Source organism: Parendozoicomonas sp. 209JJ7-1 (assembly GCF_058147085.1).
Genome location: NZ_JBYVJU010000010.1, coordinates 57,680 through 76,354, shown reverse-complemented (window position 1 = coordinate 76,354; position 18,675 = coordinate 57,680). Strand labels below are relative to the sequence as shown.

Annotated in this window: 13 protein-coding genes; 6 read left to right on the top strand and 7 right to left on the bottom strand. The window is 49.8% G+C overall.

The annotated features are described in order from the left end of the window. Positions 1 to 67: 67 nt before the first annotated feature. On the bottom strand, positions 68 to 1,126 hold the full coding sequence (gene mutY / locus ACY2RQ_RS11480) for an A/G-specific adenine glycosylase (RefSeq protein ID WP_490113116.1): 1,059 nt from the start codon (positions 1,124 to 1,126) through the stop codon (positions 68 to 70). 251 nt (positions 1,127 to 1,377) lie between these two features. On the opposite strand from mutY, the gene ACY2RQ_RS11475 reads away from it, so the two are divergent. Then, the gene (locus tag ACY2RQ_RS11475) at positions 1,378 to 2,559 is read left to right on the top strand and encodes a protein kinase domain-containing protein (protein WP_490113115.1); all 1,182 of its coding nucleotides are present in this window, start codon (positions 1,378 to 1,380) and stop codon (positions 2,557 to 2,559) included. A 120-nt stretch (positions 2,560 to 2,679) separates the two neighbouring features. Here ACY2RQ_RS11475 and ACY2RQ_RS11470 read toward each other — a convergent pair whose 3' ends face one another. Continuing rightward, entirely contained in the window at positions 2,680 to 4,734 is a 2,055-nt protein-coding gene (locus ACY2RQ_RS11470) for an AsmA family protein (protein WP_490113114.1), read from the bottom strand. 202 nt (positions 4,735 to 4,936) lie between these two features. On the opposite strand from ACY2RQ_RS11470, the gene ACY2RQ_RS11465 reads away from it, so the two are divergent. After that, positions 4,937 to 5,815: an outer membrane protein OmpK gene (locus ACY2RQ_RS11465; RefSeq protein WP_490113113.1), complete on the top strand. Its 879-nt coding sequence runs from the start codon at positions 4,937 to 4,939 to the stop codon at positions 5,813 to 5,815. A gap of 15 nt (positions 5,816 to 5,830) precedes the next feature. Here ACY2RQ_RS11465 and ACY2RQ_RS11460 read toward each other — a convergent pair whose 3' ends face one another. Together ACY2RQ_RS11460 and ACY2RQ_RS11455 are read right to left on the bottom strand one after the other, a co-directional pair. Beyond that, a complete protein-coding gene (locus ACY2RQ_RS11460; RefSeq protein WP_490113112.1) occupies positions 5,831 to 8,983 on the bottom strand; it encodes an SPOR domain-containing protein in 3,153 nt (1,050 codons plus the stop codon). Positions 8,984 to 9,092: 109 nt separating this feature from the next. Further along, entirely contained in the window at positions 9,093 to 9,470 is a 378-nt protein-coding gene (locus ACY2RQ_RS11455) for an acetyl-CoA sensor PanZ family protein (protein ID WP_490113111.1), read from the bottom strand. A 215-nt stretch (positions 9,471 to 9,685) separates the two neighbouring features. Here ACY2RQ_RS11455 and hisB point away from each other — a divergent pair, with 215 nt between their 5' ends. Genes hisB through hisF form a run of 3 tightly spaced genes read left to right on the top strand, consistent with a single transcriptional unit; the run spans position 9,686 to position 11,789 of the window. Then, positions 9,686 to 10,279 (top strand): imidazoleglycerol-phosphate dehydratase HisB, encoded by a 594-nt coding sequence (gene hisB, locus ACY2RQ_RS11450; protein WP_490113110.1) that lies wholly within the window; start codon positions 9,686 to 9,688, stop codon positions 10,277 to 10,279. Between the two features lie 56 nt (positions 10,280 to 10,335). Then, entirely contained in the window at positions 10,336 to 10,971 is a 636-nt protein-coding gene (gene hisH / locus ACY2RQ_RS11445) for an imidazole glycerol phosphate synthase subunit HisH (RefSeq protein WP_490113109.1), read from the top strand. 44 nt (positions 10,972 to 11,015) lie between these two features. Further along, positions 11,016 to 11,789, top strand: coding sequence for an imidazole glycerol phosphate synthase subunit HisF (hisF, locus tag ACY2RQ_RS11440; protein WP_490113108.1), 774 nt, complete (start codon positions 11,016 to 11,018; stop codon positions 11,787 to 11,789). A 17-nt stretch (positions 11,790 to 11,806) separates the two neighbouring features. Here the strand turns inward: hisF and ACY2RQ_RS11435 are convergent, their stop codons facing one another. Beyond that, on the bottom strand, positions 11,807 to 13,114 hold the full coding sequence (locus ACY2RQ_RS11435; protein ID WP_490113107.1) for a hypothetical protein: 1,308 nt from the start codon (positions 13,112 to 13,114) through the stop codon (positions 11,807 to 11,809). 224 nt (positions 13,115 to 13,338) lie between these two features. On the opposite strand from ACY2RQ_RS11435, the gene serB reads away from it, so the two are divergent. Further along, positions 13,339 to 14,565, top strand: coding sequence for a phosphoserine phosphatase SerB (serB, locus tag ACY2RQ_RS11430; protein ID WP_490113106.1), 1,227 nt, complete (start codon positions 13,339 to 13,341; stop codon positions 14,563 to 14,565). Between the two features lie 72 nt (positions 14,566 to 14,637). Here the strand turns inward: serB and ACY2RQ_RS11425 are convergent, their stop codons facing one another. Both ACY2RQ_RS11425 and ACY2RQ_RS11420 read right to left on the bottom strand, forming a co-directional pair. Next, the gene (locus ACY2RQ_RS11425) at positions 14,638 to 16,707 is read right to left on the bottom strand and encodes an EAL domain-containing protein (RefSeq protein ID WP_490113105.1); all 2,070 of its coding nucleotides are present in this window, start codon (positions 16,705 to 16,707) and stop codon (positions 14,638 to 14,640) included. Between the two features lie 116 nt (positions 16,708 to 16,823). Continuing rightward, positions 16,824 to 18,608: a cyclic-di-GMP receptor FimW-related protein gene (locus ACY2RQ_RS11420; protein WP_490113104.1), complete on the bottom strand. Its 1,785-nt coding sequence runs from the start codon at positions 18,606 to 18,608 to the stop codon at positions 16,824 to 16,826. Positions 18,609 to 18,675 lie beyond the last annotated feature (67 nt).

Here is an 18,675-nt window from a genome sequence, read left to right as displayed (position 1 = left end):
CTATATCGCCTCTGCAGGGGAAAAATTTACCTGTGTTACAGGTCCGAATCCGCAGCTCGGTGCACCATTAAAGGCTCTTCTTCAGACGGGCTATAAGCTTTTTAACCGGAGCCGCCAGTCCCAGGTTTGCAGTGGTTTCCAGTGGCTGCCAGTGCCAGCGGCTTTCTGCAATGCACTGGGGAGCTGAATCGGTAAAGGCTTTTACCGGGAAAATATCCAGATGGTAATGGCTGAAGGTATGCCGGAAGGAGTCCCATTCTTCCATCGTTTCGGGTATGTAGCCTGTGAGCTCTTGCGCGGCGGTTTCAACATTTTCATCAGAGCTATTCAGTTCCGGAAAGCTCCATAATCCTCCCCAGATTCCTGTAGGCGGGCGTTTCTCTAGAAGAATCTCGCCATACTGGTTTACCAGCATCAGCATGCGGGTCTTGCGCTCGGGCAGGACTTTTTTGGGCTTTGGATGGGGAAAGCTGGTTTCTCTCCCCTGTGCATGGGCTTCGCACCATTGTTCCAGGGGGCACTGTTCACAGGCTGGCTTGCTGCGGGTGCAGAGGGTGGCTCCCATATCCATCATGGCCTGGGTCCAGGCAGGTAGCCTCTGTGATGGTGTGTATTTCTCAGCCAGCTCCCACAGCTCGTTGGCGACGGAGGACTTACCCGGCCAGCCGGGAACAGCATGAAGCCGGGCGAGTACACGTTTTACATTGCCATCAAGAATCGGCGCTCGAATTCCCATGCTGATACTGGCGATAGCACCGGCTGTTGAGCGGCCTACTCCGGGCAATTTCTGTAGATCTTCAAGATTATCAGGAAAGCTGCCACCAAACTTATTCACAACCATTTGAGCGGCTTTATGAAGATTTCTGGCCCGGCTGTAGTATCCCAGACCGCTCCAGAGGTGCATTACATCATCCACATCTGCGGCGGCAAGGTCGGCAACGGCAGGAAAGCGCTCAGTGAACTTTTCAAAGTAGGGAATCACTGCAGCCACAGTGGTTTGCTGCAGCATCACTTCACTGAGCCAGACCCGGTAAGGGGTAATGTTTTCCTGCCAGGGCAGATGTTTGCGGCCATGCCGGTCGTACCAGTCGAGAATGGCGTGTTGGATAGAAGCTGTATCAGGCATGGATGTATACGGACATATCAAAATTATCAGGAAGGAATTGTCCGCATCGCTGACAGACATTACAACCCGCCTGACCAGCCTGTTAGTTACCAGGAGCTGTTTTTAGAGTCGAATGGCTATCAATAATAATCAGGTAACAACAAAGGCTGTTTGCGATGTTAAGTGGTGATTGGAGTAAACCAGATGCATTTGGAAGAAGACAATATCTGCGGACTGAGGCCATACCAGGACAACTTAGAACAGATGCACGTTTGAAAGCAGGCCATGGTAAAGAGCGTGTCGTCGCAGCCCACAATAGTGCGGATGCCGCAGGTTTATCGTTACCACAGCTGCCAGCCCGGATAAGGCCGGCTGCTAATCCGGGCAGGCCTGTAAGGGAGACAGTTGTTCGACTCCTACAACTTAACCCTGTGAAAGAAGACGTGACAGCAAACAAGAAAAAAGTTGTGTCCGTTAACGAAGAAAAAGTCCGGGAGAGAGCTGAAAGTGGTCCTGTCGCACCACTTAGCAATCATGATCTGACGGCTATTCGTCTGAAAGCCGAAGCTGCCCTGATATTTACAGACAGTGATTTTGCTTGTCTTAAGAAAGTGCGCAGCAAAGTTGGTGAAAAGCCGTATCGATGGGTTATTAAGCAATCAGTCTGTCCTGAGATTGGCAATACTTTGTTGAAAAATGAAATACAGGCACTCAAGGCGCTCAGGCACCCGAATATTATTAGACTATCCGGTGAGATTCGTCTGGATGGCATGCCTGCTTTTGTTATGCGTTGTTACTCTGACAATCTTTATTGCCTTTTGTATGGAGCTTCTCCGAAGACTCCGGTCAGTTATTTTACCTTCCCGGTTATTCTGGATATTGCAGATAAACTTGGAAGTGCTTTGGAATATATGCACGATAAAGGCTATCAGCATAACGATGTTCGGGTAGATAATGTTCTCTGGAGCAGGGGGCGTCAGCCAGTGCTTTGTGACTTTGGCTATGTGGATGGCCCGAAGATACGAACAGCTGCGAACCATAAAAATATTATTTTTATGGAGACGACAGCTCCTGAAATGGCGGACCGCAGTTATGCTCCCGGCTCCCCCTCTCCGGATATTTTTGGTTTGGCCGGTGTTACAGAGGCCATGCTTGATAACAATATGGACACAATGTGTCAGAAATGGAAAGTGACTGTCAGGGGAAGAAAAGAAAGCCTGATTGAAAGTAAAAAAGGGAGACATGCAGTAAGGGCTGATTTGCGGCTAGCCAAAGATGGATACAAGGCGGTACACCTGTTTGATACAGTTATTAAAAAAGGTTTGTCACTGAATCCGGCAAATCGACAACCCACAATAAAGGCTTTGAGGGAGCAAATCAGTGCAAGTGAAGACTACTCTAACCCCAGGGTCCAAGTGGGAGCCAGAAACCCAGGGGGCAAAGATAAATTATAAGGACTCAGCAATCATGGCTATTGCCCTTCGATAGCTGAGCAGATTTAGAGGAAAAGTGAGTCGTGATATGTCGTTTATAGAACATGTCACGACCTGACTTTAGATAGTCAAAGTTTTGGTTTATTTAAACCAGTCTCCCAGTTTGTCTTCCAGTTTCTTCTGCAGTTTATTGGTGATCTCTTTCTCCGCGATACGGGCGATAGTGTCACCAAGGCGCTGTTCATCAATGCCGCACAGCCCGCTGTCTCCCAGCTTGCCCTTGCAACGCAAAGGCCAGGTGATATCGGCATATTTCTTGTTAATCTGGCAGGCCGGGTCACTGGCTTCTGCTGTGTCACCGGTGATGGTCAGGCCAAGGTGATAATCTATTGTCTGGTTGGGCAGGTTAACAAAGCCATCACCTTTCAAGTTGAGATTATCCAGATCTGCAGTCAGGTTCTGGTTGCGGGCAATGCCATCGACAATTTTCACTGTACCACTGAGGGTGCGGAATACGGTTTTGTTCTGCCAGTCGGTTTTGGTGAGGTTCTTTTTACGAACTTTGGCAATAAGCTCACATACCATTTCGTTGAAGTTGGTACCCAGCAGGGCACCGTCGGCAATATTGAATTCAATTTCGCCATTCAGACTGTGAGTAAGCTGGCCACGGGTCAGGCCATGGCCGAGTACACGGAGGTTGGCATTGGCCTCGCCAACAATAGCTTTCAGTTCAGCAAGCTGTTCAGCCAGTGCCTCAATATCAATGGATTTCACATCTGCCCGGGCAGAGATCATCGGCTTTTTGGCAAGGGAGCCGCTGGTATCAATACCGACAGAAGCATCAATTACGCCTTTGTAAAAGCCCGCGTTTAACTTGGTGATTCTGGCATTACCGTTGGTTGCGATAACTTCCAGAGTCGGTTTTTCAAAAACAAGGCCGCTGGCGGTCAGGGAAGCCAGCTGGGCTCTGCCTTTGATATTCAGCTGCTGAATCACTTTAACAGGGATGATAACAGGATCAGTCTGAGACGAAGGTGTTGAGGTTGATGTTGAGGGCTTTTCCGGAGTTGCTTCGGATGCTGTATTTGCAGAACCCTGTTCTGCAACCGGAAGGTACTGATCAACAACCAGATCGCTACCTGTCAGTTTGAAGAGAATAGCCTTGGCTTTCAGGTTGGTGATGGCAAGGTCACCTTTCAGGTTGAAGTCATCAACCGTGGCGGTCATTTTGTTCAATGCGAGGTCATTGTCGCCTTTGGCAAAGTCTGTACCAATGGAAACTTTGCGTAGAACCTTGTCGCCGCCGGTTAAAGCAGGAAGTGGCATTTTCAGCTGTTGCATCAGCAGGGCAAGGTCAACCGGCTGTATCTTAACATTGCCTTTTATATTGCTGCCTTCACCACTGACATTGCCGGTAAGGGCCAGTATGGCGGGGCTGTCTGCACCCAGAGGTGTCACTTCAAGCTGCAGGTTTTCCGCTTTGTAGGAAAGTTGCTCCTGCTCTGGAGTAATCAGTCCGCTAAGGCTGACTTTGGCCTTGGTTGCAGGTTTTTTATTCTCTACATCAAAAGACGCATTCAAATGGAAGGGCTGGCCTTTGCTGATGGCTCCTGTTTCCAGCCTGGCGTTACGCACGCTTAATTGCATATCGGCAGGCACATCTTTGTAGGTCACAGAAATATTGGTAATGGCGATACCGGAAATGCTCAGGTCGGAAATAGCCGGTGAAGATGCTTCCTTCGTGCCCGCTGATGCAGTTGTTTTGGCTTTAGCCTGTGGCGCGTTTTCTTCTGCAGATGACGCAGGTTTGGCGGGCAGCCAGTTAGGGTTGCCCTGCTTGTCCACAACCATATTCAGGTGAAGACCGCTCAGTTCCAGGGTGGATATATCCAGCTTTTTACTGAGCAGAGGTATAAGTTCTACTTTTACAGCCGCATGCTTGAGGGTGCCAAGGGGTTTGTGACGGGTGTCGTCAATGGCCAGATCATTCAGGCTGAGTCCAAGCCAGGGAAATACCGACCAGCCGATATCTCCGTTAATGGCAAGGGTCATGCCGGTTTCTTTATGGACGAGATCTGAGATGGTGTCCCGGTAATTATTCGGGTTTATGACCATGGGTAAAATAATAATGGCGGCAACGCCCAGCACGACAACCGTACAGACAATGATAAGGAGCCACTTGAGTGCACCTTTCATAGCAAATTCCCTCTATTTAAGTGTCAGGGGCTGTTAAATGATTGATTAGCCCAGGTTTGTTATCAGCACATGATAGGTGGAAGGTTCGCTGTTGCGAAGAAGATATGTGGCTTTTTTGCGATTTTCCGAAATGCACCTAATCTTCAATCTCTTCAATAGCTCTTCAATAACTTCCGATCACCTGTTTTCAGGGAGAACTGGTATGTTGAGGATAATGCGGATAAGAAGTTTTTTTGTTCAGCTTGGGTTGCTGTTTGCTTCTCTGTTTTTGGCACTCTCTGTTCAAGCGGAATATCGGTGGGGATTCAAGGATGTCAGCATTAACTGGCTGGACTGGTCCAAGGGAACAGAGAACCGCACTCATAAGGGTAAGAAAGACTTCTTCTATCTGGAGTTGGAAGGTGGTGCAGGCTTTGACTGGGGTGAACTTTATGGTTTCTTCGACCTGGAAAACCCCCAAAATTCAGCCCATGAGAAAAACGGAAGTGAGCGACGACGTTCTGCGCTAAAAGGGAATTTCCGTTACTACCTTGGTGAGAAGGACAGCGGCTTTAACCTTTATTTGCATGTATACAACTTCGCAACCCCAGGGTTTCACGAGCAGAATCGTGTATATGGCTTTGGTTACAATTTGGTTTGTGGCCCCCTGTGGTGGAAGCCTTTTATCGGCTTTCATGACTTAAGCTCCGGTGGCTACAGCGGCTCTAACGGTTATATGGCTGGCTGGAGTCTGGGGTATGGCTTCAAAACTGGTGAGCAGAATTTTCTAATCACTAACTGGCACGAAATGGAGTTGGACAGGCACAAAGGGTATAAAGCCAACCTTGCTACAGGACAACCGAAAGATGGAAACCAGTGTGTGATGGATGGCGGAAGCTGTAAGCCTGTCCCCCAGAAAGGCTTTAAAACTCTGGCCGATACCGGGGGAAAAATGAAGGATGGTATAAATGGCGCAGTTGGTCTCTGGTGGATGCCATTGCCGGAGATTACCGCTGGCATTCAGTACCGTTATGCCTATTACAAGCTGGGAAATGCTACTTATCAGGATGCGGCAATCTTCTCTGTGAAATATAACTTCTAGTTTTCATGTGCAAGGTCAGGAACCTGCGGCTCTGCGCAGACCTGAGACGGAACGTGTCCACGGCTTGAGTTTGCTGGCCAGATTTTGCAGCTGTGGGTGTTGAAGGGCTTTCACTGCTGCATGATGGCTGGGGTACTGGCCTTGAATCAGCACATACCAGTCTTTCTCATTACGGCGAAAATGTATGGTTTCCGCTTCCTGGAGGCTTGGGTAACGGGCCTGCAGTTTCTCCAGCATGCCCGGGCGATGGGCCGCCAGCCACTGGATAGTAAATGTCCCTTCCGGAGCCTGAAGTATACGGCTGGTGTTGTGATCCATAGGAACACTCACACGGGTAAAGACAGGCTTGTTAATAATCCTGGTATTATGCCGCAGGCTGGCCATGGGACGGGGCTTTGCCTGCAGTTGCTGAGCCAGGTTAGCCAGTCTTGGTGACTCTAATATAGTGGACACGCTGCGGTGATTGGCGTAACGCCCCTGGATCAAAACATATTTAATGGCGTTACGCCGGTTCACCATAACAATTTCGCTGGTTTCCAGCTGTGGGTAACGTTTGCGAATATCCCTCAATGGCGCAGGAGAGCCGGCTTCCAGCCATTGGATTGTGTATTGACCCTGAGGCAATTTCTTTTGGGCAGATGAACTGCGGGATAATTGTGAATTATCCTGGCTAACTGCATGTTCATCAGTTCTTACCAGATTAAGTTTTTTCAAACCTGCAATCGGACGTGTCCAGGGATTCAAACGTTTAGCCATGGTTCTGTACTCATGGGTGCGGAGCATAGCCATGGCGGATGCAATATTGGGATAAATGCCGGTGAGCAGAATATGCCAGGTTTTTCCCTTGCTGATAAACCGGACAATTGTAGCCTCTTGCAACAGAGGGTAACGCTGTTGAAGGTGGAAAATACGTGCTGGCTGGGTTGTTGCCAGCCATTGCACAGTCATACTTTTTTGTGGAGCGGACAGCAGTTCTTTCATTGTCAGTTGTGAAGGGGACTGAACTGACAGGTTACCTGGTACAGTGGGCGTTAAGCTGGCCTGCTGCCAGCCTTGAGTACTTCTTGGTAAAGGCTGAGGAACAGCACGGGAAGGAGTACCTTTCCGATAGCTCGGCTCAGGCCGTCTTGTTTCAGGCTGTCTTGTTTCAAGCTGTAGAGCTGCTGGTGGAGCATCCAGAGAGGCTGCGGGTTCGCTGATTCTCTCTCTGAATCTGTCGATAGAGCTGGGGCCTTCCGGTTGCGTTTTGTGCTGCCTGCTTGGGAACAGTTTGCCTGAATTCTGGGTACTGCCTCCGGCTGACGTTGGCTCCTGAGATGCGAGCTTATAAATATCCTTGGGGGAAATTGGTGGTGGACGACGATATTCCCGCAAAGAACTTCTTTGCCGACGGGACTGGTTTATATCTATTTTCCGGCTGTTACGGCGTAGGTCGTTGGCACCCGGCCATAAAGGTTTACCTGCGTAAGCGGGTAGCTTTGGGGCCAGACGGTCTCTGGCTTTGTATTTTGGTTCTGGCCACTTTGGAATAATGGGTCTGTCATCAAGAACCTTCTCCGGAACAGGGTCTCGCACTTCTGGTGCGTCGCCCCTGACCACCTGACCATTTAAAGACCAACTGCGATTAAAAGGAAGCTGAGCTGCTTCGGTCTGGGGAGAAGGCGGCAGGCTCTCATTTTCAGCCAGTACGCCATTGTCCGGTGCATACACTGGCAAATCAATATTATCGGGGGTTACAAAAGGCGTGGCGGGTCTGGAGTCGGCGAAACGGCGATCAGGAATAGCTGTGCCGGATGGCGCATGGCGCCACTGTTCCGGTGAGGCGTGTTCCTGCCAGGGCATCGGTTTGTGGGGCATGTAACGGTGCTGCGGGTAAGCTCTGGAAAGTCGCTCAGAGGGAGTGACTTCAAGATCGGGCAGCAAGGGTTGCGCAGAGATTTGTTGTTGGCTGGGAGTTGCCAGTGACTGCATCTGTGCTTCAGGCAGTTGCCGTTGTCCCAGCTCCAGTTTGTAGGCGGGCATTTGCCTTTGGGCAGACATTACGCTGCGGGGAGGAGCAATGCCGGGAATATGTTCGGATGGTGTTGCCACCTCTGTTGATGCCTGGTGGGCAAGCAGACTTTGTCTCAGGCTGCGAACCTGAGGTTGTACTGGGCGAAGCTCTCTCTGCTGTGTCTGGGAAGCTGACTCAGGTGTGTCGTCCAATTCCTCCAGTGAAAGAGCATTATCTGGCCCGGGGACGACGTTATACTTTCCTGTATTCGCAAGGGAAATACTGTCTACCAGAGCCATTTGAGGGCTATCAGCCTGCTCATCTGCAGGAGCAGGTTCCGCCTCAGCAATAATTTGTTCGTCTGGAGTGGGGGTAGAAATCGGAGTCCCGGACTGCCTGTGCTCAAGCTCAATGTTTTGTGTTTTCCAGGTTGTCCGACGCTCCGCCTGTTCAATCCAGTCATCGGCATAGAGCCTGGGTTTGGCTGGCTCAACAGGCTTTTCTATCTTTTCCACTCCCGGAAGCTCTGGCTTATGGGCCGTTTCGGATTCTATATCCTGCGCAGCCCAGGATGCCCGCCTGCGGGCCCGTTTCAGCCAGTCTGATAGCAGCACAGAGCGTCCAACTTCTTCTTCGGTCACTGCTCTGCTGGTCAGCTCTGTTCGGATTTCCGGCTCTCTCTTGGGAAGCATATCCTGATCTTCTGGCCAAGACGTCCTTGCGCTCAAGCGGGCGATCCAGTCTTTGTCTGCCATTGAGCGGGCTGGCTTATTTTTTGAGGCTTCTATATCTGCTATTACTTCATCAGCTATGGCTTCGGCTTCTGAAGAAGTGGAGGAGCCTTTTGAAGTTTCTGATGGAGTGGGAGTATTCTCTGCAATTGCCTGGCTGGTCTGGACTTGTTGCTTCAAGGCCTGCAGCATCAGGTTGGCGAAGCTGCCCCTTAAAGTGTCTCTTTTGCCGCGAATCTGCTCAAGTTTTTCCCCGTAGGGCTTGCCGGGCTTTGAGCTGCAGCGCCAGTCCTGGTGAACAGCGGCTGTGCACTCCCAGCTTGAGGCATGTGTGGAGGGCACAGGTATTTCTGAGTGGGAAGAAGGCGCAAAGGCACCGCTGCCAAGGGCAGCTGCGACACTGAGTGCCAACAGCGCGGGCAGTGGGAATCTGCGTCCTTTCATTCTTGATTATTCCGTTGCCGACACTTTTCAGACTAAGTTATCGGCAGGGCTTTGCAAGAATGGGGCTTTTTGTCAGATGTTTTTGAAAATATTCTTTTCGAAGTAAAGGCTACTCAGCCGTCATCCACACTGGCAGAGATTCACCATTTTCAGGTGTTTGTACTTTTAATGTTGTTCCAGCTTCCTCCGCCAGCCGCTTAAGTTCAGAAAGTACCCGTTTGCCTACGCCCCGGTTGCGGGTGATAGTGCGAACGGACAGCCACTCCAGCAGCCACGGGGATTCGATTTTAATAATGATTGCAGCAATCAACCGGTCATTAAAACGGGCACCATAGAGGGCGTAGCCCGGCTGTTCTGAGAACCCGATAAGCCAGTTATGGTTACTGTTTTCAGGGCGCAGCCATTGTGGGGCGTCACTATAGATTTTTTCCAGGTCTATGCGATCCTGGGGGGATGGCTGGGTTACATGTTCTATCAGAACGGGCATCGGAACCTCTGTCTACAGATACAACTGGCGCCATATTAAAGCCCGGGCAGGGAATGGCAAGGTATACAATCTTAAATACGGCTCTGGGAAACAGGGCTCTGTAGCAATATAATTTCAGCCAGAATAATCATAGAAATGAGTCTGATGACAGGGCTGGCATTCTTACAAGCAGACTTAAAAACAGAATTTTGAACAGAACCAACCGGAAGAGCACCATGGCTGACCGCAAGGCAAATGTCCAACGCAACACCTTGGAAACCAGGATTGAGGCTGAAGTAAATCTTGATGGTTCCGGGCAGGCAGCCTTTGATACTGGCGTCCCTTTCCTTGAGCATATGATGGATCAGATCGCCCGGCATGGGTTGATTGACCTCAATATCAAAGCTGACGGTGACCGTCATATTGATGATCACCATACAGTGGAAGATATCGGCATTACCCTGGGGCAGGCCTTTGATAAGGCTGTGGGGGATAAAAAAGGCATCTACCGCTACGGTCATGCCTATGTTCCCCTGGATGAAGCCTTGTCCCGGGTTGTGATTGATTTCTCAGGTCGTCCCGGTCTGGAATTTAATGTAGATTACACCCGGGCTTCCGTGGGTGGGTTTGATGTGGATCTGTTCCAGGAGTTCTTCCAGGGCTTTGTGAATCACGCCAAGGTCACCCTGCATATTGATAATCTGCGGGGCAAGAACACCCATCACCAGATAGAAACCGTATTTAAGGCGTTCGGTCGTGCGTTACGTATGGCGCTGGCTGAAGACCCCCGTATGGCCGGTCAGATGCCATCCACGAAAGGAACGCTTTGAGGCTTCAGGCTTCTAACCACAGACAGCTGACTGTTTTATCTATCGGAATATAAAGCATGCAAACCGTTGCGGTAATTGATTACGGTATGGGCAATCTTCACTCGGCGGCCAAAGCCCTGGAGCATGTGGCCCCCAATAATATGAAGGTTCTGGTGACCTCCGATGCCAGCGAGATTCGCAAAGCCGACCGGGTTGTTCTGCCGGGTGTGGGAGCGATTCGGGACTGTATGGCCGAAATTCGTCGGCTGGGTGTGGATGAGCTGGTTAAAGACGTTGTTCAGACCAGGCCACTGCTGGGTATCTGTGTTGGCATGCAGGTGCTGCTGGAACACAGTGAAGAGAATAGCGGCGTGGATTGTATTGGTCTTATGCCGGGGAATGTTCGCTACTTTGGTCGTGATCTCCAGGAGAATGGCGAACATCTAAAGGTTCCCCATATGGGCTGGAACAAGGTGCAGCTCTCCTCCCACCCTCTTTGGGACGGTATTGAGAACGACAGTCGTTTCTATTTTGTTCACAGCTATTACGCCCGCAGCACAGAAAGAGTGCTGGTGGCCGCCACCTGTCAGTATGGTGTTGAACTGGATGCGGCAATTACCCGGGATAACCTGTTTGCCGTGCAGTTTCATCCGGAAAAAAGCGCTGCCTGTGGCTTAAAGCTGCTGGGTAACTTCCTTCGCTGGCAGCCCTGAGTTCGCAGAGCTCTGGATAAAATTGAGAGTTAAAGAGGTTATCTATGGGTCTCGCAAAAAGAATTATTCCCTGCCTTGATGTGGATAACGGTCGTGTGGTGAAAGGCGTCCAGTTTGTTGATATTCGTGACGCGGGTGACCCGGTAGAGGTTGCCCGCCGTTACGATGAACAAGGTGCTGATGAGATCACCTTTCTGGATATCACAGCCAGCAGTGATGACCGGGCAACCACTGTTCATACGGTCGAAGCCATTGCCAGTGAAGTATTTATTCCCCTGACCGTGGGCGGGGGTATTCGCACCATTGATGATATTCGCACCATGCTGAATGCAGGGGCAGATAAAGTCAGTATTAATACCGCTGCGGTCTTTAACCCTGAGTTTGTGCGTGAAGCCGCTGAGAAGTTTGGTTCCCAGTGCATTGTTGTTGCCATTGATGCCAAAAAGGTCAGTCAGCCCGGCGAAGAAAACCGCTGGGAAATCTTTACCCACGGCGGTCGCAAGCCAACCGGCCTTGATGCCGTTGAGTGGGCAAAGAAGATGGAAGAGCTGGGTGCCGGAGAAATTCTGCTCACCAGTATGGATCAGGATGGCGTAAAAAACGGTTATGACCTGGGGGTGACCCGAGCCATCTCCGAGGCTGTTGTGATTCCGGTCATTGCCTCAGGTGGTGTGGGTAATCTGGATCATCTGGTTGATGGTGTTGTGGAAGGAAAAGCCGACGCTGTACTGGCTGCGTCTATTTTCCACTTTGGGGAGTATTCCGTTCCCGAAGCAAAAAAATATCTGGCTGAAAAAGGGATAGAAATGAGGCTGTAAGGCCTCATTTCTGCGTTTTATTCTTCTTCTGGAGTAATTTCCCGCTTCTGGTGAATCTGTTCAGCCTGACGATCCAGGAGTAACTGAAACTGCTCGGGCAGTTCACCCACTTCCTGAATATCATCTCCAAATTCTGTTGGATTCAAACGAACTTTGATGAGCTGTTGTTCTTCATCTGTATATTTCCCGTCCAGCAATAGTTGTCCCTGCCCAAGATTCGCCAGCATTAGTGCCTGGCTGGTGGCAGAATCGGAGAGTGAGGGATGACTCTCTCCAGGGATTTCTGTTGACAGTGTGCTGATACCAAGCTCAACAGTTAAAGTGACCGGATCACCTTCATGCTGGATAGAGATAAGGCGCTGTAGCAGCCGGGCACAGCAAACAGCCTGGAAAATATCTTCTGCGGAATCGGTTGGGCGAAGAAAACGGATATAGGCATTACCTTCCGCTGAGTATTCCAGCTCTCCACCGTATAACTGTACAGCATCATTAACCAGGGGCAGTCGCTGCCCCAGTAATTCAATCAGCACCGGATGGGCAAGACACTGCCTGAGTCTGGCCAGGTTGCTGAAACGCATAGCCAGAATCAGGGTATTTTCTTTTGTTTCCGGTTTTTCACTTTTCACTGGTGAAGGTGTAAATTGATGGCGCTGGCTGCCCTGGGTAATGAGGTATTCCAGTTGGGAGGCTATCTGCTCAATTTCGTCAGTGCTGTTTCCGGGGTTGGAAATATGATTATCACTGAGAACCTGAAGCTGGCGTAATGAGCGGGAGAGAATGTGCTGTTTCCGGGCGGCGTAGTTCCAGGCCAGTACGGTGCCGGTAACCGTTAGCAGAGAAGTAAGCCCGAGAAACATAAGCAATGCTTTTCGATAAGGGTTGCCAAAGGATTCCATATCCATTTCAAGACGTAACTGGCCGGCAATCACATTCTGATAATCAATGGGGGCGGTAAACAGGGCGTATTGACGGTCAGTCCCGTAATCAGAAGTTTCTGTACCGGCGATACGCTTGTTATCAATGCTGAATACTGTGGCTCGCACGATATGTTCAGAGCGGGTCAGCTGTCCGAGAAGAATATTCAGGCTCAGGCGATCCCCTGTCACAAGAAGGTCCCGGGCGGAGTTGGCTGTCTGGGCGGCGAGTGTACTCCCCAGGCTATCGGCCTGTTCCCGGAAGATTCTGTCTATCTCGCTGCTGGCGATCATACCTGAAAGTATAAGACTGGCCAGCAGAATGCCTCCCACAAATAACGGGATTTGCCGGCCAATACTCAGGCGGGATAGTCCTGGTATGCGCAGGTTCTGTAAGCGCTGTGTTAACACAAAAGACTCGTTTTAAAACAAAATTATAAGGTAATGTTATCCTACTATTGTGCCTTAGAGTCAGTTGAATACCTACAGGCTTTAACAGGTGACAGCACTTGCTTTCTGTGATCTGCACGTAAGTACACTGAGCGGGTTTACCCTGCCGTTATAAAGACCGAGAATATGGATCACTAAAATAACACCAGTCCAGAAAAAAAGTCCTGCATTCCGGGGAAGAAACTATGAGTCGTATTGTTCTGATCAATGTTACTGGTGAAGACAAGCCAGGGCTGACCTCCGATATTACCGGAATTATGGCGGGCTATGGCGTCGAAATTCTTGATATTGGGCAGGCGGTAATCCATGACTCCCTGACCTGGGGAATATTAATTCGTGTACCGGAGCAGGATGATGTTGCGCCGGTGCTGAAAGACCTGCTGTTTCATCTCCATGAGAAAGGCCTGCAGGTCACCTACCGCACTATTCAGCCGGAAGAGTATGACGAATGGACGACCCGCCAGGGCAAGGATTGCTATAAAGTCACTCTTTTGTCCCGTTCCATTACCGCTGAGAAAATGTCCCGGGTGTCTGCGCTGACGGCGGAACATGGGTTGAATATTGAAAGTATTGCCCGTTTGTCTGGTCGTGTACTTCTGGAGCCGGAGGTAAATGCTGCTTCCCGGGCCTGTATTGAATTCTCTGTCCGAGGAACGCCGGATGATCAGAACCAGCTGAAAGAAGATTTTCTACAGCTCTCTTCTGAGCTGGATGTGGATGTTGCCCTTCAGGAAGATACGATTTACCGGCGCAGTCGCCGTCTGGTTGTGTTTGATATGGATTCCACCCTTATTGAGGCAGAGGTGATTGATGAGCTGGCGGTAGAAGGGGGAGTTGGTGAACAGGTTGCCGCCATCACCGAAGAAGCAATGCTGGGCAAGATCGATTTTTCAGAGAGTTTCCGTCGTCGCCTGGCTCTGCTGCAGGGATTGGATGAATCCGCCCTGGAGAGAGTCTCTAAACGCTTGAAGATGACAGAAGGCGCTGAGCGCCTGATCAAAAGCCTGCGGGCATTAGGCTACAAGACAGCGATTGTTTCCGGAGGGTTTACCTGGTTTGCCAACAGACTTAAGGACAACCTGGGTATGGATTATGTTTATGCCAATGAGCTGGATATTGTGGACGGTAAAGTAACAGGCAGAGTCAAAGGCGAAATTGTTGATGCCAGTCGTAAAGCCGTTCTGCTGCGGGAGATCGCACAGCAGGAGAATATACGGCTTGAGCAGGTTATTGCTGTAGGTGATGGTGCCAATGATCTGAAAATGCTGGCCATTGCCGGACTTGGGGTGGCATTCAGGGCTAAACCTCTGGTGCGCAAGTCTGCACGGCAGTCGATTTCCACTCTTGGACTCGACAGTATTCTCTATCTGCTGGGTTGGCATGACCGAGACTTGGCGGGATTAAGGGGTTAAAACCGTGAGTAAAATAAATAAAGCTGGAAGCATCTCTCCCGGCTTTATTATTTTTGCATTGAGACGGGTTGTTTACTGACTGAAGTCGTAATTCATTTGCTCGGCGGGTGCCTGAATAAAGTATCCCTGAACATAGCCGACGTTGTTCTGCCAGAGTGTGGTCATCATTTTGTTGTTTTCCACATGGGGGGCAACAATATGAGTGTTCAGAGTCTGTAACTTACCTAGCATCTCTTTGAAGGGATCAAGGGCCAGGTCGTCTTCTGCCAGTTCCTTTATCAGAGAAGAGTCCATTTTTACAAAGTCCGCAGGGAAGTTCTTAAGAATAGTAAATGGATCAACGGCACCGCCGAAGTGATTCAGACAAACGCGGAAATGTAATTTCTTCAGATTTTTACACAGTTCCTGCGCGGCTTTCTGACGAACGGAAACATCTTCTTCCGCCATCTGCAGAACAAGGGACTCAGTGGGCACCTTAGCAGCACGCATGGCCACATTCAGCCAGGAAGGAAGTGTTTGGTCCTGAATAGATTCCGGCCCCAGACTGACAAACAGACTGGTCTTGTGCCCCTGGCTGTGTTTTTCCGCCAGAGCCTTGATGCCTTGCAGAATAGCCCAGCGGTCAATGCGAATAGTAAGACCTGCGCGTTTACTGGCGTTAATAAACTCCGAGGCTGGAATTGTTTCTCCCTGTTCGTTTACCAGGCGAGAGAAGACTTCATAGTGTTCTTCTTCGTTTTCAAGATTAATAATGGGCTGGTAGCTGAGTTTGAATCTGTCATTTTCCAGGGCCTGGATAACAACAGCGACCATATTTCCTTCAGCGGCTTTAGCGGCAAGTTCTGCCTGCTGGTCATGGATCTGAAACTTATTGCCTCCGGAATCCCGGGCCTGCAGACAGGCTTTCTCGGCTCTTTCAAGCACATAACTGCTGCTGTCCGATGCTTCCGTGACCGGCATTATACCGAGAGAAGCGGTGATCTGAATTTTTGATTTTTTGACAGTGAACGTGTGTTCTTTGACCGTTCGAATAATGTGTTCGGCCTGTTCCTGAAGCTTCTGGCGCCTGTCGTGGTTAATCAGGGCAAGGAAAACATCGTCTGTCAATCTGCCCAGAATGCCATATTCTTCGACAATTGGTTTCAATAATGCGGCAATATCGGTCAGCATCTGATCCGCACTTGCGGTACCAAACTCTTTCTTCAGGTCACGGAATTTATCAAAACGAATATCAAAAACAGCGGAATTGCCTTTATCGGCTATCGCCTGTTCCAGGGCTTTATCCAGTTGCTCTGAAAAATAGGTGCGGTTGTAAAGGCCGGTCAGAAGGTCAGTATTCTTTAAGGTTTCAAGCTCTTTGGCGAGGGCCGGATCAGCTTCGGCCTTGCGAATAACAACCTGAATACAGTTTTCACCATCCCATTTGGCTTTGCTTAAAGACATGCTGGCTTGAAATGTTTCGCCATTATCCTGCTGTCCCCTGAATTTAAGAGGTGTCGCAGAGCCGCCCGATTGTGGGAATTGTTTAAGGTATTGTTTGAATGCAGCCTGGTCTTCCCGGTTAACCAAATCGATAAGTGGCAGACCAGCAAGATCATCCACATCTTGAAAACCAAACTGTTCCACATAGGCCGGATTGGCGTGAATATGCATGCCTTCATGAACATAGGCAATAGCATCAACGGAACTGTTCAGTAGAAGCAGGCAGCGTTTCTCAGCTTCTTTTAACGAGATTTCATTCCGGCGACGCTGGCGGCGTTGAGTCAGGTTGGCCCATTCACGCTTGCAGACCAGAATCAAACGTTCTTTCTGGTCAGAGGGAACAGCGTCAGCGCCACCCTGGCGTAGCCAGTCGGTTGTACGGTCACTGTCTTTTTCAATCAGAAGAATGCCGGGAAGATCTTTTCCAGCCTGTATAATCCTGCTTAATGCGGTATCGGGAGACATAGCCATGGCATTGTCGTAAGCCATAAACAGGTCCCAGCTCTGTCCCTGAAGGGATTCGTCAAGATCTTCGGAGGATGTTACACGGTGGACCCTTGTTGCCAGTCCGGAATTTCTGAAGCAGCTGACCAGATGTTCAGCGGAGTTGCTGGCATCTTCAAGAAACAGGAGGCGCAGAGGATGATTTTGTTCTGCCATGTTCAGGATGTGTCTTTAGTTTTTGCTCTCAGTGCCTTTATTCTACCGTTTTAGTGATTGAATCATAGGTTTATGCTGGAAAAGTCAGCATATGTCAGAATCGGTTGTGATATTTATTATAAATCATCCCACAGAATGCTGAAGTCTTCGTTCTGACGGGGTTTAGCAGGCTGTATGGCTTCGTTCTTTTTGGCATTAACCAGAGTTCTTTTAACGGGAGTGAACAGGAACTGGCTGATACTCCCCGTAGACAGGGGACACTCGCTAAGGAGCGCTTCTATAAAGTGTGTTCCGTCGTAAAACCGAATTTTATTGCCCACCTGGAAAGGAATCCGTGGGGTGATAAGGCAGGCAGGTTCTCCAGCTTCGAGAAATTCCGGTAGGTAAAAACAGCGCAATAAGTCACTGGCACCGCGTTTTTTGTGCAGAATGGAAACGGCCGTTGGCCGGGCATTGGATGATAACAGCTGGATGCCAAATACGATTCTGGTTTGATTTTCAAGGCGCATCCAGCGAATCAGGGCAAGCAGCCACTGGGAGCTTTGCCCAGAGCGTACGCAAATCAGTTCCCCGGCCTGAATCTGTGGATTCGCTTCGCCATCAATACAGGCACAGTAACCGCCGGGGCTTGTGTCCAGAAGCAGGGCTTTAAAGGCTGGATAGGTTATTTTCTTTGGCGTACCGTCGGACTCTCCAAACGCTACCATATCCCCAGTCATAAAGGCTGGCTGATTGCCGCCGGGAACTGCACCTGAAACATGGTTCCAGACATCCCCACTCTCTGTAGTCTCAAAGCGGTTTTGTTGTTCTTCGAGGTGTACCTTACCCATATCTTCCTGCAAAACCTGTTGGAAAGGTCTTTGCCTGGCCAGGAAAAAATGAGCAGCGGACAAACCGGCGGCAAAGGTAATTTCTCCCTGGGTTGTCTGGCGACTTTGGCAGCGGGATGTTTTGGGACCCCAGGAGGAGATAAGATGGTTCAGCAGTGTCGGAGAGAACTGTTCCACATCTGCAGGTTTTTTCTCCAGGGTTAGAGAGAGCAGATTATTCGTCAGTTGCTGGGTATCGAGTCCCTTTACGTTGTCGGTATCCAGTGACTGGATATCGATGCTGTATTGAGGTGCTTTGTCTTCCTGTATGTGGATAGTAAAGGGTGTGCTGTCCGTAGGATAGGAGTGAATATTCGTCAGTTCAGACCATTGCTCCAGCACTTGGAAAAGCTGCTCCATTTCCAGCTGGCGCAGCATATTGGGGCGGGCACGATTGAAAAGCAAAGCCCGCTTGTAGTTGTTAGCAATGGAGGTGTGCTGTATCCGTTTATTTTCCCTGTCTTCAACCGTAGCTTGATCGAGTCTGTAATCTTCAGCGAGTTGATACAGGGTATGTAACTCTTTCCAGGTTCGTTCAGGAACACGGCTATAAAGTTGATAGCAATGCAGCAGTATGCGGGCGCTTTCGTTTATTGCACGGTGAAGGGCGATAACAAGGTTGTTTTTATCCTGCTTGCTGAGTTTGTTCTGGCTTGCCAGCTGTTGTGAAATAACCAGTTTATAACCGGTCATCAGGTGGGTTTGCAGGGCCTTGGAGAGGTTGGCGACCTGTCTCTCTTTCCCCGTCAGGATAATCGACTTTTTCAGGTAGTGTTGTTTCAGTGTCTGACAGGTGTAATGAACATGGGGGCGTAGAAGCTCAAGAAAAGAGAGGCGCGCGATAACAGGCAGACGAACATCATTAAGTTCCTTCAAGGCAAAATAGAGCTGTTTAGCCATAGCTCCCAGGTTGGCTCTGGGCAATTCCCGAGTCCATTGGCGGATAGAACCGGTATCCGACCTAGCGAAGGTAAGCTGATCTTTGACGCAGTCCGGCACTGTAAGATCAAGATTTCGGATAGAGCTGTCCATAACTCCGTTCTTTGTTGTTTTATCGGTCAGGGCATCCCCTGGGGGATCAATTTTTATCCGTTGCCTG

Excerpts from the sequence above, each read along its gene's own strand:
- ACY2RQ_RS11425 (WP_490113105.1), bottom strand. The coding sequence starts at position 16,707 with ATGGCAGAACAAAATCATCCTCTGCGCCTCCTGTTTCTTGAAGATGCC.
- hisH (WP_490113109.1), top strand. The coding sequence starts at position 10,336 with ATGCAAACCGTTGCGGTAATTGATTACGGTATGGGCAATCTTCACTCG.
- ACY2RQ_RS11455 (WP_490113111.1), bottom strand. The coding sequence starts at position 9,470 with ATGCCCGTTCTGATAGAACATGTAACCCAGCCATCCCCCCAGGATCGC.
- serB (WP_490113106.1), top strand. The coding sequence starts at position 13,339 with ATGAGTCGTATTGTTCTGATCAATGTTACTGGTGAAGACAAGCCAGGG.
- ACY2RQ_RS11465 (WP_490113113.1), top strand. The coding sequence starts at position 4,937 with ATGTTGAGGATAATGCGGATAAGAAGTTTTTTTGTTCAGCTTGGGTTG.
- mutY (WP_490113116.1), bottom strand. The coding sequence starts at position 1,126 with ATGCCTGATACAGCTTCTATCCAACACGCCATTCTCGACTGGTACGAC.
- hisF (WP_490113108.1), top strand. The coding sequence starts at position 11,016 with ATGGGTCTCGCAAAAAGAATTATTCCCTGCCTTGATGTGGATAACGGT.
- ACY2RQ_RS11460 (WP_490113112.1), bottom strand. The coding sequence starts at position 8,983 with ATGAAAGGACGCAGATTCCCACTGCCCGCGCTGTTGGCACTCAGTGTC.
- ACY2RQ_RS11470 (WP_490113114.1), bottom strand. The coding sequence starts at position 4,734 with ATGAAAGGTGCACTCAAGTGGCTCCTTATCATTGTCTGTACGGTTGTC.
- ACY2RQ_RS11420 (WP_490113104.1), bottom strand. The coding sequence starts at position 18,608 with ATGGACAGCTCTATCCGAAATCTTGATCTTACAGTGCCGGACTGCGTC.
- hisB (WP_490113110.1), top strand. The coding sequence starts at position 9,686 with ATGGCTGACCGCAAGGCAAATGTCCAACGCAACACCTTGGAAACCAGG.